Genomic DNA, 14,228 nt, shown 5'->3' with positions numbered 1-14,228 from the left:
AATCAGATACGGTCCAACATGCCGTCGAGCCAGGCAAAGAAGCCGGTAGCTCCACTGGTGTCCTCGCCTCTCGCCATCTGGCCGGCGCTCGCAGCCAGCGGCTTCCTTGGCCGGGGCGGCAGATATTTGTTCACTGGACGCGTCCCCTGCTCCGGCATCAGATCGATACCACCACGCTCGGCAACCATGATCGAAACGGTGGAGGACGGATCGCCGAGATCGCCAAAATGGCGGGCGTTGGCCGGGCAGGTACGCACGCAGGCCGGCTGCCGGTCCACTTCCTCCATGGTCTCGTTGTAGATGCGGTCGATGCACAGCGTGCATTTCTTCATTACACCGGCGGCCAGATCCATCTCGCGCGCGCCATAAGGACACGACCAGGCGCAGAGACCGCAGCCGATGCACTTCTCCTCATCGACCAGCACAATCCCGTCCTCGGCGCGCTTGTAGGAGGCGCCGGTCGGGCACACGGTTACACAGGGTGCGTCTTCGCAATGCAGGCAGGACTTCGGGAAGTGCACGATGCGCGCATCACCCGCCTCACCAACGATCTCGCCGCCTTCCGGCACTACCTCGAAGGAATGCACACGGTTCAGCCAGGCGCCTGAAACATCGGCACCATAAGGCTCCTGGTCCGACAGGGCAGCGCCATAGCCCCCGGTGTTCCATTCCTTGCAGTTCACCACGCAGGCATGGCAGCCGACGCAGACGTCGAGGTCGATGACGAGACCGAGCTTCTTGGCAGTTGGTGCCGGCAAGCTGGTCATTGCGCCCACTCCTGCCCGTAGCGCAGCTCCTTCGGGCTCGGCTGCTCGCCGTCCGGCTCGGCGATGCCCGGAAAATGCGGCTCGCTCACGACGCCCTTGTCCGCTTTCTCGATACGAACCCTCAAATCGTACCAGGCAGCCTGCCCGGTGATCGGATCGGAATTCGACCAGCGGAGCCCGCCTTCCCTTGGCGGTAGAAGTTCGTGGATCAAGTGATTCATCAGGAAGGATTTTTGCGCTTCCGGAACATTGCGATCCAACCCCCACGCCCCTTCCCGCTTGCCGATGGCGTTCCAGGTCCACACCGTCGAGGAGTTGACGGCCTCCATCCTCGCCACCGGCACCTTGATGCGGCTGTGGTGCGAGATCAGCCAGACCCAGTCGCCATCAACGAGCTCCAACTGCTCGCAGATCGCCCCCGGAACGTAGAGCGCGTTGGCGGTATGGATCTGCCTCAGCCAGGCGTTCATCGAACCCCAGGAATGGTACATCGCCGCCGGCCGCTGCGTGATGGCGTGATAAGGAAACTCCCTGCTGTCGACCATCGCCTCGCCGAATGGCCGATACCAATCGGGCAATGGGTCGAACACATCAAGGATACGCTGCCGGTGCGTTTCCGGGGCCACCGGCTCGCGCACGCCTTCCGCGGACAGCCGGAACTTCTGCAGCGCTTCCTGGTAAAGCTGGAATGTCACCGGTTGCGGCGTATCGAAAAAGCCCATGCGTACGGCAAAGTCCTGATAGGCTTGGTTGGCGTGTTTGAAGAACTGCGCTTCCAGCGGAATATGCGCGGAAAAGAACGAGCCATTTTCGATATAGCGCTGCAATTGCTCCGGATTTGTCGCACCGCGCCCGATGCGATCGCCTTTCAGGCCGCGGAAACCCGCCAAGGGGCCAATGCCCGGCCGGCGTTCGTGGCGGACGATGTAGTCGGCGTAATCCTTGTAAAGTGGCTTGCCGTGATTGTCGGCAAAGCCAGGCAGGCGCAACCGCGCACCAAGATCGATCAGCACGCTCTGGAAGCCGCGTACATTGCGGTCCGGCTCGATCACCGGCCAGCGGATGGCATCCTGCACGGCATCAGGTTCCGAAATCGGCCGATCGAGCAGCGAGATGCAGTCGTGGCGTTCGAGATAGGTCGTGTCGGGCAGGACGAGGTCGGCATAGGCGACCATCTCGGAAGCATAGGCGTCGGAATAGATGATTTTCGGGATCTTGTATTCGCCGGTCGCCGGGTCCTTGTCCTCCAGCATGCGGATCACGCCCGCCGTGTTCATGGAGGAATTCCAGGCCATGTTGGCCATATAGAGAAACAGCACATCCACCGGGTACGGATCACCGGCATGGGCGTTGGCGATCACCATGTGCATCAGCCCGTGCACCGAAAACGGCGAATCCCACGAGAATGCCTTGTCGATGCGCGCCGGTCGTCCCTCGGCATCGACCAGGAGGTCCTCGGGGCCGCGCGGAAAGCCGAGATGCGGCCCCGAAAGCGGCTTGTTGGACCCAAAGTGCTCGGCCCGGCCGTGCGGTGTCGGATGCGCCGACACCGGCTTCGGATATGGCGGCTCGAAACGGAAGCCGCCGGGACAATCGACGGCTCCGATCAGCACCTGCAGCATGTGCAGTGCCCGCGCCGTCTGGAAGCCGTTGGAGTGCGCGGAGAGCCCGCGCATGGCATGGAATGACACCGGCCGCCCGACAAAGCCTTCGTGCGTCTGCCCGTGCACGTCCGTCCACGGTTGCTCGATCGTGATCGCCTCGTCGAAGGCCACGCGCGCGATTTCCGCTGCGAGCCCGCGGATCGTGTCTGCCGCGATGCCGGTTTCCATCGCAACGGCTTCCGGCGCATATTTCGGGTCGAGGTATTTTTCCGCAAGCAGCTGAAAAGACGGCACCGCGAAGCGCCCATCCGCGAGTTGCACGCGACCGGAGAGTGCGGCCCTTGCTCCCTTGGCACCGATCGCGACGACCTGTTCGGTCACGCTCTCGAAGATGAGCGGCCTGCCCTCGCCGTCGCGCGCAAACAGGCCATGCTCCGCAGTGCCCGGAGCGTCGATCACCAGCCAGGTGGCGTTGGAGTAGCGCACCAGATAGTCGACGTCGATCCGGCGCGCCTTGAGCAGTTCATGCACGATCGCGAGGATCAGCAGCCCATCCGTGCCCGGACGAATACCGATCCAGTTGTCTGCAACCGCCGAGTAGCCGGTGCGCACCGGGTTGACCGAAACAAAGCGAGCACCATTCTTCTTCAGCTTGGCTATGCCCATCTTGATCGGGTTGGAATCGTGGTCCTCAGCGACCCCGAACAGCACGAACAGCTTGGTGCGATCCCAGTCCGGTGCTCCGAACTCCCAGAAAGCGCCACCGATCGTCATGATGCCGGCAGCCGCCATGTTGACCGAGCAGAAGCCGCCATGCGCGGCATAGTTCGGCGTGCCGAACTGCTGGGCCCAGAAACCGGTCAGCGATTGCGACTGGTCCCGTCCGGTGAAGAAGGCAAGCTTCTTGGGGTCGTCCTGGCGAACACCATCCAGCCAATTGGTGGCGATCCCGAGCGCCTCGTCCCAGCTGATTTCCTCGAACTTGCCCGAGCCGCGCGGCCCTACCCGTTTCAAGGGCGCGCGCAGCCTGGCCGGCGCGTAGTGCTGCATGATGCCGGCCGAGCCCTTGGCGCAAAGCACGCCTTTGTTGACCGGATGGTCGCGATTGCCCTCGATGTAGCGGATCTTGCCGTCCTTGATGTGCACGTTGATACCGCACCGGCATGCGCACATGTAGCAGGTCGTCTTGCGGACCTCGTCGCCCACCGGCTCGGACAGGGCCACCCTTTCGGCGTGATTCATCAATCGCGTTCCTCCGGTTCGAAACGTATCGGGCCGGATGAGGAAAGGAAATGCGCGAAGGACGTTCCCGACAGTAATTTCGTTCACCGGAAGATCACGACAGAGCATGATCTGCCATCATCCTGACAATCCGGGAAATACCCCACCAGCCCTTCGATCCAGCCCCGAGACTGTTTGCGCCAACTCTCTTGCATCCGTTGAACCATCGGCCGCGGCTGCGTTGACTTGCCGCGGCATCGTCCTAGCTTCGATCGCGCAGCCGGATGGAACGGGGGTGCTTCCGGTTGGGGCGGACGCCGCTAATGGCGGCCAGAAAGGACTAAACGTGTTACAGAATCACACACTTAATGGATTGAGCCGGCGTAAGCTGCTCACGCTCATTGGCATGACGGCGGGGTCCGCTGCCATGTACCAGGCCATGACAACGATGGGCCTCGCGGCCGAGTCCGGCTACAAGGGGCGCATCAAGCTGGAAGGCGATCCGAAAGGCGCCACCGTGCTGATCCTCGGCGCCGGCCTTGCCGGCATGACAGCGGCGCTCGAACTGCGCCAGGCCGGCTACAAAGTGAAGATCCTGGAATACAACAACCGTGCCGGCGGCCGTAACTGGACGGTGCGGGGTGGCGACACTTTCAGCGAGCTTGGCGGCGGCAAGCAGACCTGCGAATTCGAAGAAGGCCTCTACGTCAATCTCGGCCCCTGGCGCATCCCCTACCACCACAACGGCCTGCTCGACTACTGCAAGCGCCTGGGCGTCAAGCTGGAACCGTTCCAGCAGATCAACCACAACGCTTTCCTGCACTCCTCGACCGCGTTCGGCGGCAAGCCCCAGCGCGTACGCGACATCAAGACCGACTTCCAGGGTCATACATCCGAGTTGCTGGCCAAGGTCACCCAGAAAGGCAAGCTGGAAGGCGACGTCACCAAGGAAGACCAGGAGATGTTGCTGGAAGCGCTCAAATCCTGGGGCGCGCTCGACAAGGATTACGCCTATGCCAAGGGCCTGACTTCCGCGGAGTATCGCGGCTACGAAAAAGATCCTGGCGGCGGTTTGGGCGCAGCACCGGTCCCCGGCGACCCGATCGGACTTTCCGATATCCTGAAGTCCAAACTCTGGGGCAGCCTCGCCAATTTCGCGCTGTATGAGTTCCAGACCACCATGTTCCAGCCGGTCGGCGGCATGGGCAAGGTCGGCGAAGCCTTCGCCAAGGAAGTCGGCGACCTGATCACCTTCAATGCGAAGGTGACCAAGATCGATCAAGACGAGAAAGGCGTCACTGTCACCTATGAGGACACAACAAAGCCTGGCGCCGTGCAGGAAGCCAGCGCCGACTGGTGTATCTGCACCATCCCGCTGACCATCCTGAGCCAGATCGAAGTCAAGGTCAGTGGCGCCATGCAGGCTGCGATCGCGGCCGTGCCCTACGCCTCGTCCGTCAAGGTCGGCTTGCAGTTCAAGCGCCGCTTCTGGGAAGAGGACGACCTCATCTTCGGTGGCGTGTCCTATACCGACCTGCCGATCACGCAGATCTCCTACCCGAGCACCGGCTTCAACACGACCGGCAAGGGCGTGCTGCTCGGCTGCTATACCTGGAATGGCCCGAACTCCTACGAATTCACGGCGCTGTCGCCACAGGACCGGGTCAAGCGCGCGGTCGAATATGGCAGCCAGATCCATCCGCAGTACAAGGATGAATTCGAGAACGGAGTCTCCTGGGCCTGGCATCGCTCTCCCTACACGCTGGGCTGCGCGGGCGACTGGACCGAAGAAGCCCGCCAGGAGCATTACGGCAACCTCTGCCAGCTGGACGGGCGCATCATGCTGGCCGGAGAGCACGCCTCCTACATTCCTGCCTGGCAGGAAGGAGCGATCCTGTCGGCCCTCAACGCCATCGGGCGCCTGCACAAACGCGTTCTGCAGGGGTGACGGCTGTAAGGCCCATCCCTCTTTCCCCCAATTTTGCAAGGCACGTCATCATGACTACCAAGACAAACCGGCCATTCGGCCTCGCCGCTGCCGCGGCATTCCTCACGCTTTCCAGCCCCGCCGCCTTTGCCGACTCGGCCGGTGCCACCTTTTCGACCGGCGACAAGTTCTCCCAGAAGACCGGGGAAGACATCTACGCCAACCTTTGCCAGGCCTGTCATATGGAGAAAGGTGAAGGGGCTGTAGGCGCAGGCAAGTATCCGGCGCTTGCCAAGAACACCAACCTGGAGTCGTCGGGCTATCCGATCTTTGTCATCCTGCATGGCCAGAAGGGCATGCCGCCCGTCGGCCAGATGCTCGACGACGAACAGGTCGCTGCTGTCGTGAACTATGTCCGCACGCATTTCGGCAACGACTACAAGGACGCCGCAACCGCGCAGGATGTGAAGGACGCCCGCTAACGAACCACGGAAGGTAGGCCCTCGGGACTCACCTTCCCCGATATTTTCAGCAAGAAGGAGAACACCGGCTATGAAAGCACGGACCGGCGCCGCTTTGGTTGCGGCACTGATGGCGATGACCGGCGGCGCGATGGCGCAGGACGTCGTACGTCACAAGATCCCGAACTCGGACTTCCCGATCTCCCAGGCGGTCGAAATCCCGGCAGGCAAGACCACCGTTTATGTCAGCGGGGCAGTGCCCTCGGTCGCCGACGAGAAAGCGGAAAAAGGCTCACTTGCCGCCTATGGCGACACCAAGACCCAGACCGTTTCGGTGTTGAAGTCGATCGAAAAAACGCTGGCCAGCCTCGACCTCAAGATGGGCGACGTCGTCAAGATGCAGGTCTTCCTGGTCGGCGATCCCGGCAAAGGCAGCAAGATGGACTTCAGCGGCTTCATGGAAGGCTACACGCAGTTCTTCGGCACCAAGGAACAACCGAACCTGCCGACCCGTTCGGTCTTCCAGGTCGCCGGTCTTGCGGCGCCAGGATTCCTCGTCGAGATCGAAGTGACCGCGGTCCGGCCATAAGCCGATCCGGCCTCGACGATGGGCTGCCGTGAGGCAGCCCATTTTCTTTGCCGATGACGAACGTCGGCTCCAGAGCGCCTAGTAGGTGACGACTATGCGCGTGTCGTTGATGCCGACCTCCCGGACGAGCGAATAGAACGTCGCGGCGTTGGCGATGGCGAGGCGCACGCAGCCATGCGAGGCTGGGCGCCCAAGTTGCCGTACAGCATTGGTACCATGCACGGCATAGCCGCCATTGTAAAAGACGGACCAGGGCATCGGCGAATTGTCGTATTTCTTGGAGTACCACATCTTGTGCAGACGCTTGGGTTTCCAGCTGCCGCTCGGAGTTACGTAACCCTTTCGAGCCGTTGAAACATCCCAGCGATACAGGACCTCGCCATAGCGGCTGACAGTCATCGTCTGCGTCGAGATGTTGACCCTTGCGACGAGGCCGTCGGCACGGCTCTCGGCTGCGCTTGCCAACAAAATCGCCCCTAAGACCCCTCCTAAAAGAACAGACTTCTTCATGAGTCTGGCCCCTCTCCCTACATTGCTTCCCCAGAATTTCGATCTCTCACTTTATCTTTCAAAGGTTAAAAGAACAGTGATCTGCATTACACAAGAGACCTAGTGCATTTGACCGGGATGTTGACGCGAACGTGAACCGTTTGCCGGCGCAAATCCTACGCAGGAGACACGGCTCGACTGGATCAACACGCGGGCTCTTGCAAGGCATGGCCTTTCCCTGCTCAATTTCCCGAATGACTGATCGACTCCTGCAATGCGTCGAAGCGCGCACCGATGACCTCGTCGCGCTGACCGCCGACCTGATCCGCTTTCCGACCGTGAACCCGCCCGGCGAGGCGTATCGCCCCTGTGCGGAATTCATTGCCGCCCGATTGAAGAAGCGTGGTTTTGGGGTTGAACTGATCCGTGGCGAGGGCACACCGGGCGACAATGACCGCTATCCACGTGTCAATGTGGTTGCGCGCTTTGATGGCCGCTCGCCCGGACCCACCGTGCATTTCAACTCGCACATCGATGTGGTCGAAGCCGGAGAAGGCTGGACGGTAGATCCCTTTGCCGGGGTGGTGAAGGATGGCCGCGTGTATGGACGCGGCGCCTGCGATATGAAGGGCGGCCTTGCCGCCTCCATCATCGCGGTTGAAGCCTTCATGCAGGCCTATCCGGATTTTCCTGGCGCCATCGAGATATCAGGCACGGTGGACGAGGAATCCGGCGGTTTCGGCGGTGTCGCCTACCTGGCCGGCAAGGGCTATTTTTCAAAACCCAAGGTCGATCACGTCATCATTCCCGAGCCACTCAACAAGGATCGCATCTGCCTTGGCCATCGCGGCGTCTGGTGGGCCGAAATCGAGACCTTGGGCGAGATCGCGCACGGCTCGATGCCTTTCCTCGGCGACAATGCGGTGCGCCACATGGGTGCTGTACTGGCGGCTTTCGAGGCCGACCTATTCCCCGCACTCGACCGGAAACAGACTTCAATGCCGGTGGTGCCGGAGGGCGCGCGCCGTTCCACCATGAACATCAATTCGATCCATGGCGGCCAGACGGAAGACTTCCGCCCGGGCCTGCCATCCCCCAACGTGCCGGATTCATGCCGGCTCACCATCGATCGCCGCTTCCTGCTCGAAGAAAAGCTCGACGAGGTGAAACGCGAGGTCATAGACATTCTCGATGGGCTGAAGCGCGATCGCAGGAAATTCGACTATCGCATCCGCGATGTCATGGAAGTGCAGCCGACCATGACCGAGCGCGGTGCACCAGTGGTCAAGGCGGTGGCCGAGGGCATCATGCAGGTGTTCGAACGTGAACCGGAATACGTGATTTCACCCGGTACCTACGACCAGAAACACGTTGCCCGTATCGGTCACCTGTTCGATTGCATCGCCTACGGCCCGGGCATTCTCGATCTCGCTCACCGGCCCGACGAATGGGTCGGCATCGAAGACATGGTGCAATCGGCCAAGGTCATGGCGATCGGGTTGAATGTGCTGTTGCGGAGTGGACGAAGCTAAAGCCGCAGCGCCGTGACCGACAGTTCCGGCCGCTGGTTGATCGTCTGGAACACCACGCAATAGCGTTCGGTGAGTTTCACCAGCGAATCGATGCGCTCCCGCGGTTCGTCGGTCTGCAACTCGATCCCCAGCCTTATCGCCCTGAATCCGACCGGCGCTTCCTTGGCGACGCCCAGGGTGCCACGAAAATCGAGATCGCCCTCCGCGGTTACCGTTGCCCCGTCCAGTCTGAATTCGAGCGCGGTCGCGACAGCCTTCAGCGTCACGCCAGCACAGGCGACGAGAGCCTCGAGCAGCATGTCGCCGGAGCACAACTCCAGCCCGCTGCCACCCGTTGCCGGGTGGAGGCCGGCTATTGCCAAGGCACGGCCCGTCTCCACCTTGCACGCGATCGACTGGTCTTCGATCGAACCTTTGGCACGCAAGGTGATGAACGCTTTTTCCGGTGTATCGCGATAGGCTTCCTTGAGGGGAGCCTGCAGTGTCTTGAGTGTTGCGGCATCCATAGTCACCCCTCCCGCCTGCAGCGCGTCACCGCCGGTCGTGGCGCACCGGATAGAGCCGGTATATTGGCACAAGATTTCCCCACCGGCATCATCGATGAAAACAAACGCGATTTACTCCGTTGGAATTTCACGCTTCTATCCCGCCCGAGCTAAACAAGCGGAATAATGAGGGGGACTTACGATGAAGCTCTGGAAGACGGTCTTGGCAGCCACCGCCCTGGCGCTTGCTTCAGGCACGGCAGCCTTCGCCGCCCGCACCGACCTGGTGCTTGGCATGGTGCTGGAGCCGCCGCATCTCGATCCGACGGCCGGTGCAGCCGCCGCCATCCGCGAGGTCACTTATGCCAACATCTTCGAGGGTCTGACCCGCATCGGTCCCAATGGCGAGGTCTTGCCCGATCTTGCCGAAAGCTGGACGATTTCCGAAGACGGCAAGGTCTATACGTTCAAGCTGCACACGGGCGTCAAATTCCACGACGGTACCGATTTCGACGCCGCTGACGTCAAATTCTCGCTCAACCGCGCCCGCGCGGAAAACTCCCAGAACGCCCAGAAACAGCTGTTCGCAGCCATCGACACCGTCGACGTCGTGGATCCGGCGACCGTCAAGGTGACGCTGAAACAGCCGCAGGGTTCCTTCCTCTACAATATGGGTTGGGGCGATGCGGTCATCGTTGCGCCAGAAAGCGCCGACACCAACAAGGAAAAGCCGATCGGCACCGGCCCCTTCAAATTCCAGAACTGGGCGAAGGGATCCTCGGTCACGCTCGTGAAATCGGACAATTACTGGGGCGCTCCGGTCGCTCTCGACAAGGCCGAATTCCGCTTCATTCCGGATGCCTCCGCCGCGGTTCCGGCCATGCTGTCCGGCGACGTGCAGGCCTTCCCCAACATGCCGACCAGTGACAGCCTGTCCCAGTTCCAGTCCGATCCGCGCTTCAAGGTCGTCGTCGGCTCCACCGAGGGTGAAACCATCCTCGCCATGAACAACGGCAAGCCGCCCTTCGACCAGCTCAAGGTGCGTCAGGCGATCTCCTATGCGCTCGACCGCAAGGCCATCATCGACGGCGCTTCGGAAGGACTTGGCCAGCCGATCGGCTCGCACATGTCACCGTCCAGCAAGGACTACGTCGATCTGACCGGAACCTATCCGCACGACCCGGCCAAGGCGAAGGAACTTCTCAAGGAAGCCGGGTTGGCAAGCGGCACCAAGGTGACGCTGAAGCTGCCGCCCCCGCCTTATGCGCGCCTTGGTGGCGAGATCATCGCATCGCAGCTGCGCGACGTCGGCATCGAGGCCGAGATCATCCCGGTGGAGTGGGCGCAGTGGCTGGACCAGGTCTTCACCAAGAAAGACTACGACCTGACCATCGTTTCGCATGTCGAGCCCAACGACATCGGCATCTATGCGCGCAAGGACTACTATTTCAACTACCAGAACCCCGAGTTCAACAAGGTCATCGAGGAACTCGATCTCACCGCTGACGAGGCCAAGCGCAAGGAACTGCTCGGCAAGGCGCAGAAGATTCTTGCCGACGACGCCGTCGTGGGTTTCCTGTTCGAACTTCCGAAGGTCGGTGTCTGGGACGCCAAGATCGAAGGTCTGTGGCAGAATCAGCCGGTGCCGGCCAACGACCTCACCAAGGTGAAGTGGAACGACTGATCGGGTGACGTGACGACATCGGCATCCGATGACCGCCTATCTCCTCAAGCGCATCGCCATCGCCCTCGCCAGCTGGTGCTGGCCTCCATCGTCGTCTTTGCGGTGCTGGAGGTCCTGCCTGGCGATCCGGCACGCCTGATGCTCGGCATGAATGCAAGTGCCGAGCAGGTTGAGCAGGTGCGCACGCAGATGGGCCTGAACGATCCGCTGCTGCTGCGCTACCTGCACTGGATCGGCAACCTCGTCGTGCTCGATTTCGGCCGCTCCTACACCTATTCGGTGCCGGTGATCGACCTCGTGCGCGAGCGCGTCGCCGTTTCGCTGCCGCTGGCGCTGATCGCGCTTGCACTGTCGACGCTGATTGCCATTCCGGTCGGCCTTTATGCCGCTTCGCGCCAGGGCCGCTTTGGCGACACCGTCTCGATGGGCGTCTCGCAGATCGGCGTCGCCATACCCAATTTCTGGTTTGCGCTGCTTCTGATCTACCTCTTCGCAGTATGGCTGAAATGGGTGCCGGCGGGCGGTTTTCCAGGCTGGAACGCCGGTGTGTGGCCGGCGTTGAAGGCGCTTATCCTGCCCGCTATAGCCCTGGCATTGCCGCAGGCAGCAATCCTTGCCCGCGTGACCCGCCAGGCGCTGATAGAGGTCCTGTCGGAAGACTATATCCGCACGGCTCGCGCCAAGGGCATGCCCTATCGCGCTGTGCTCTGGCGACACGCGTTGCGCAACGCCATGATCCCGGTACTGACCATTCTCGGCCTGCAGTTCGCTTTCATGCTTGCCGGTACCATCATCATAGAAAACGTCTTTTACCTGCCGGGTCTCGGCAGGCTCATTTTCCAGGCTATCACGCAACGCGACCTGATCGTGGTGGAAAGCGTGGTCATGCTGCTGGTCGCGACCGTGATCCTCGTCAATCTACTCGTCGATTTTTCCTACGCGGTGGTCGACCCACGTCTGCGGGGGCGTTCTTGACGCTGCAAACGGAGATCCCGCGCGCGAATCTGGCCTCGCTGGCCAGCAGAGCCTTGCGCCACAAGTCCTTCATCGCGGGCTTCCTCGTCACCTTGCTGGTGGCGGGAATGGCCGCCCTCTCCTTCCTGTGGACGCCCTATGATGTCACCAGGCTGGTGATCTCCGACAAGTTGCAGGCCCCATCCGCGCTACACTGGTTCGGCACCGACCATTTCGGCCGTGACGTCCTGTCGATGATCATGATCGGTGCGCGCAACTCCATTGCCGTTGCCCTGGTTGCCGTCGGCATCGGTCTGGGTCTCGGCGTACCGCTGGGCTGCTGGGCCGCGGCGCGCGGAGGGCTCGTCGACGAAGCCTTGATGCGGCTGAACGATCTCGTCTTTGCCTTCCCGGCGTTGTTGTCCGCCATCATGATCACCGCGATCTTCGGTCCCGGCGCGATCAATGCCATCATTGCGATCGGCATCTTCAACATCCCGGTTTTTGCCCGCGTCGCCCGCGCCGGTGCGCTCGCCATCTGGCCTCGTGAATACATCCTCGCCGCCCGCGCCGCTGGCAAAAGCAAGGTCCTGATCACGCTGGAGCACATCCTGCCCAACATCGCGACCCTGCTTCTGGTGCAGGGCACCATCCAGTTCGCGCTGGGCATCCTGGCCGAAGCCAGCCTGTCCTATGTCGGCCTCGGTGCTCAGCCACCGATGCCGAGCTGGGGCCGCATGTTGTTCGAGGCGCAGACCCGCATGGCACAGGCACCCTGGATGGCGATCTTTCCGGGCATGGCCATCGTCATCACCGTCCTGGCACTGAACCTGTTGGGTGACGGCGCCGCCGATATCCTCGATCCGAAATCGCGGCGGCGCCGATGAGCCTGCTCGAGATCGAGAAGCTTTCGCTCGCCATCGGCAACAGGCCGATCCTGAACGATGTCGACCTCGCCGTTGCGCCCGGGGAGGTCGTCGGCCTGGTCGGAGAATCCGGCTCCGGCAAATCAATGACGGCAATGACCGTGATGCAGCTTTTGCCTTTCACGGCCAAGGCGACCGGCAACGTGCGCTTCGATGGGATCGACATCCTCGCCGCGACCGAGGACCAGATGTGCGCCTTGCGCGGCGATGACATCGGCATGGTGTTCCAGGAGCCGATGACCGCGCTCAACCCGGTCAAGACCATCGGCGAGCAGGTCGCGGAGGGCATCCGCTGGCACACCAGGGCAGGTCGCGCCGAGGCCGAAGACCGCGCCCGTAAAATCCTCGACAGGGTCGGGCTGCCGGAAAGCAGCTTCCCGTTGACACGCTATCCGCATGAACTCTCTGGCGGCCAGCGCCAGCGTGTCGTCATCGCCATAGCCTGTGCGCTGAAGCCGAAGCTGCTCATCGCCGACGAGCCGACCACGGCGCTCGATGTCGTGCTGCAGGCACAGATCCTCGACCTGCTGCGCGATCTCGTGCGCGAGAACAACATGGGCCTGCTGCTCATCTCGCACGACCTCGCCGTCGTCACCGAGATGTCGGATCGCATCACCATCATGCGCCATGGCGAGGTCATGGAAGCCGGCGAGACCGCTCGGACCTTGTCCGGACAGGTACACCCTTATACGCGGCAGTTGGCCCTGGCTTCGATGCATGTGCCCAAACGCTCCCCCGCCCGACCCGGTATCGACAAGGCGGCGCCTCTCGTCTCGGTCGAGAACGTCTCGCGTCTCTATCCAGGTCGCCGCACATCCTTCTTTGGCCGTGGCGCTCCTGTCCACGCCGTCGACGATGTCTCGCTCAACATTGCACCGGCGCAGTCGGTCGCGCTGGTCGGTCGCTCGGGTTGCGGGAAATCCACACTGGCGCGCATGATCCTGGCGCTCGACAATCCAAGTGCCGGCGCAATCCGGTTCCGCGGCGAGACGATCTCCCACCGCAACGAAGCGGAATTGAAACCGGCTCGGCGCGACATGCAGGCCGTGTTCCAGGATCCCTACGGCTCCTTCGATCCGCGCCAGAAGGTCGAGAAACTGGTCGCCGAACCGCTGCACCTGCTGGAAAAGAAGCCGGCCCCCGCAGAACGTCGAGAGATGGTGGCGCATGCGTTGAACGAAGTGGGTCTTGGGCCCACCGATCTCGACAAGTATCCGCACGAATTCTCGGGCGGCCAGCGGCAGCGCCTGTCGATTGCCCGCGCCATCATCACGCGGCCAAAACTGATCGTTGCCGACGAGCCGGTATCTGCCCTCGATGTATCGATCAGAGCCCAGATTCTGGACCTGTTCGCCGACCTGAATGGTCGCCTGGGTATCGCCTACCTCTTCATCACACATGATCTTGCCGTGGCTCGGGCGATCACCGACGAGGTGCTGGTCATGCACGAGGGGCGGATCGTCGAACGCGGCGCGACGAGGGATATCCTCGATCGCCCGCAATCGGAGGCGGCGCAGGCTCTGGTCGCCGCGGCACCCGACCTGCATCGCGCAATCGCCAGAAAAATGCAGGAACAAGGCTGAACGGCT

The 14,228-nt window shown here is 62.0% G+C and carries 11 protein-coding genes and 1 pseudogene; 8 read left to right on the top strand and 4 right to left on the bottom strand.

The features are described from left to right. Window positions 1-2: 2 nt before the first annotated feature. Window positions 3-767 (bottom strand): 4Fe-4S dicluster domain-containing protein, encoded by a 765-nt coding sequence (locus C1M53_RS24530; protein WP_129414608.1) that lies wholly within the window; start codon window positions 765-767, stop codon window positions 3-5. Continuing rightward, a complete protein-coding gene (locus C1M53_RS24525; protein WP_129414607.1) occupies window positions 764-3,613 on the bottom strand; it encodes a molybdopterin oxidoreductase family protein in 2,850 nt (949 codons plus the stop codon). The genes C1M53_RS24530 and C1M53_RS24525 overlap by 4 nt, the downstream gene beginning before the upstream one ends. A 385-nt stretch (window positions 3,614-3,998) precedes the next feature. Here C1M53_RS24525 and C1M53_RS24520 point away from each other — a divergent pair, with 385 nt between their 5' ends. From C1M53_RS24520 to C1M53_RS24510, 3 genes are all read left to right on the top strand, one after another. Then, window positions 3,999-5,540 (top strand): flavin monoamine oxidase family protein, encoded by a 1,542-nt coding sequence (locus tag C1M53_RS24520; RefSeq protein WP_129414606.1) that lies wholly within the window; start codon window positions 3,999-4,001, stop codon window positions 5,538-5,540. 50 nt (window positions 5,541-5,590) lie between these two features. Continuing rightward, window positions 5,591-6,001, top strand: coding sequence for a cytochrome c (locus tag C1M53_RS24515; RefSeq protein WP_129414605.1), 411 nt, complete (start codon window positions 5,591-5,593; stop codon window positions 5,999-6,001). 70 nt (window positions 6,002-6,071) lie between these two features. Continuing rightward, window positions 6,072-6,569, top strand: coding sequence for a RidA family protein (locus tag C1M53_RS24510; protein ID WP_129414604.1), 498 nt, complete (start codon window positions 6,072-6,074; stop codon window positions 6,567-6,569). Window positions 6,570-6,647: 78 nt separating this feature from the next. On the opposite strand, the gene C1M53_RS24505 is transcribed toward C1M53_RS24510, so the two are convergent. After that, window positions 6,648-7,079: a L,D-transpeptidase gene (locus C1M53_RS24505; protein ID WP_129414603.1), complete on the bottom strand. Its 432-nt coding sequence runs from the start codon at window positions 7,077-7,079 to the stop codon at window positions 6,648-6,650. A 233-nt stretch (window positions 7,080-7,312) separates the two neighbouring features. Here C1M53_RS24505 and C1M53_RS24500 point away from each other — a divergent pair, with 233 nt between their 5' ends. After that, on the top strand, window positions 7,313-8,590 hold the full coding sequence (locus tag C1M53_RS24500; protein ID WP_129414602.1) for an acetylornithine deacetylase/succinyl-diaminopimelate desuccinylase family protein: 1,278 nt from the start codon (window positions 7,313-7,315) through the stop codon (window positions 8,588-8,590). Here the strand turns inward: C1M53_RS24500 and C1M53_RS24495 are convergent. Then, a complete protein-coding gene (locus tag C1M53_RS24495; RefSeq protein WP_129414601.1) occupies window positions 8,587-9,096 on the bottom strand; it encodes an OsmC family protein in 510 nt (169 codons plus the stop codon). The two genes, C1M53_RS24500 and C1M53_RS24495, sit on opposite strands and share 4 nt — an antisense overlap. 181 nt (window positions 9,097-9,277) lie before the next feature. Here C1M53_RS24495 and C1M53_RS24490 point away from each other — a divergent pair, with 181 nt between their 5' ends. The 4 genes and pseudogenes from C1M53_RS24490 to C1M53_RS24475 all read left to right on the top strand — a co-directional run bounded on the left by C1M53_RS24490 (window position 9,278) and on the right by C1M53_RS24475 (window position 14,222). Next, window positions 9,278-10,759: an ABC transporter substrate-binding protein gene (locus C1M53_RS24490; RefSeq protein ID WP_129414600.1), complete on the top strand. Its 1,482-nt coding sequence runs from the start codon at window positions 9,278-9,280 to the stop codon at window positions 10,757-10,759. Between the two features lie 28 nt (window positions 10,760-10,787). Further along, window positions 10,788-11,734 (top strand): annotated as a pseudogene (locus C1M53_RS24485) (ABC transporter permease). Continuing rightward, window positions 11,731-12,600: an ABC transporter permease gene (locus tag C1M53_RS24480; RefSeq protein ID WP_129414599.1), complete on the top strand. Its 870-nt coding sequence runs from the start codon at window positions 11,731-11,733 to the stop codon at window positions 12,598-12,600. Before C1M53_RS24485 ends, C1M53_RS24480 begins: the two are co-directional and overlap by 4 nt. Next, window positions 12,597-14,222, top strand: coding sequence for a dipeptide ABC transporter ATP-binding protein (locus C1M53_RS24475; protein ID WP_129414598.1), 1,626 nt, complete (start codon window positions 12,597-12,599; stop codon window positions 14,220-14,222). Before C1M53_RS24480 ends, C1M53_RS24475 begins: the two co-directional genes overlap by 4 nt. Window positions 14,223-14,228 lie beyond the last annotated feature (6 nt).

Source organism: Mesorhizobium sp. Pch-S (assembly GCF_004136315.1).
Classification (GTDB): Bacteria; Pseudomonadota; Alphaproteobacteria; order Rhizobiales; family Rhizobiaceae; genus Mesorhizobium.
This window is presented reverse-complemented; position numbering and strand designations above follow the sequence as displayed.

Bases quoted from the DNA above. Each gene is read 5' to 3' on its own strand.
- C1M53_RS24530 (WP_129414608.1), bottom strand. From the start codon at position 767: ATGACCAGCTTGCCGGCACCAACTGCCAAGAAGCTCGGTCTCGTCATC.
- C1M53_RS24525 (WP_129414607.1), bottom strand. From the start codon at position 3,613: ATGAATCACGCCGAAAGGGTGGCCCTGTCCGAGCCGGTGGGCGACGAG.
- C1M53_RS24520 (WP_129414606.1), top strand. From the start codon at position 3,999: ATGACGGCGGGGTCCGCTGCCATGTACCAGGCCATGACAACGATGGGC.
- C1M53_RS24515 (WP_129414605.1), top strand. From the start codon at position 5,591: ATGACTACCAAGACAAACCGGCCATTCGGCCTCGCCGCTGCCGCGGCA.
- C1M53_RS24510 (WP_129414604.1), top strand. From the start codon at position 6,072: ATGAAAGCACGGACCGGCGCCGCTTTGGTTGCGGCACTGATGGCGATG.
- C1M53_RS24505 (WP_129414603.1), bottom strand. From the start codon at position 7,079: ATGAAGAAGTCTGTTCTTTTAGGAGGGGTCTTAGGGGCGATTTTGTTG.
- C1M53_RS24500 (WP_129414602.1), top strand. From the start codon at position 7,313: ATGACTGATCGACTCCTGCAATGCGTCGAAGCGCGCACCGATGACCTC.
- C1M53_RS24495 (WP_129414601.1), bottom strand. From the start codon at position 9,096: ATGGATGCCGCAACACTCAAGACACTGCAGGCTCCCCTCAAGGAAGCC.
- C1M53_RS24490 (WP_129414600.1), top strand. From the start codon at position 9,278: ATGAAGCTCTGGAAGACGGTCTTGGCAGCCACCGCCCTGGCGCTTGCT.
- C1M53_RS24475 (WP_129414598.1), top strand. From the start codon at position 12,597: ATGAGCCTGCTCGAGATCGAGAAGCTTTCGCTCGCCATCGGCAACAGG.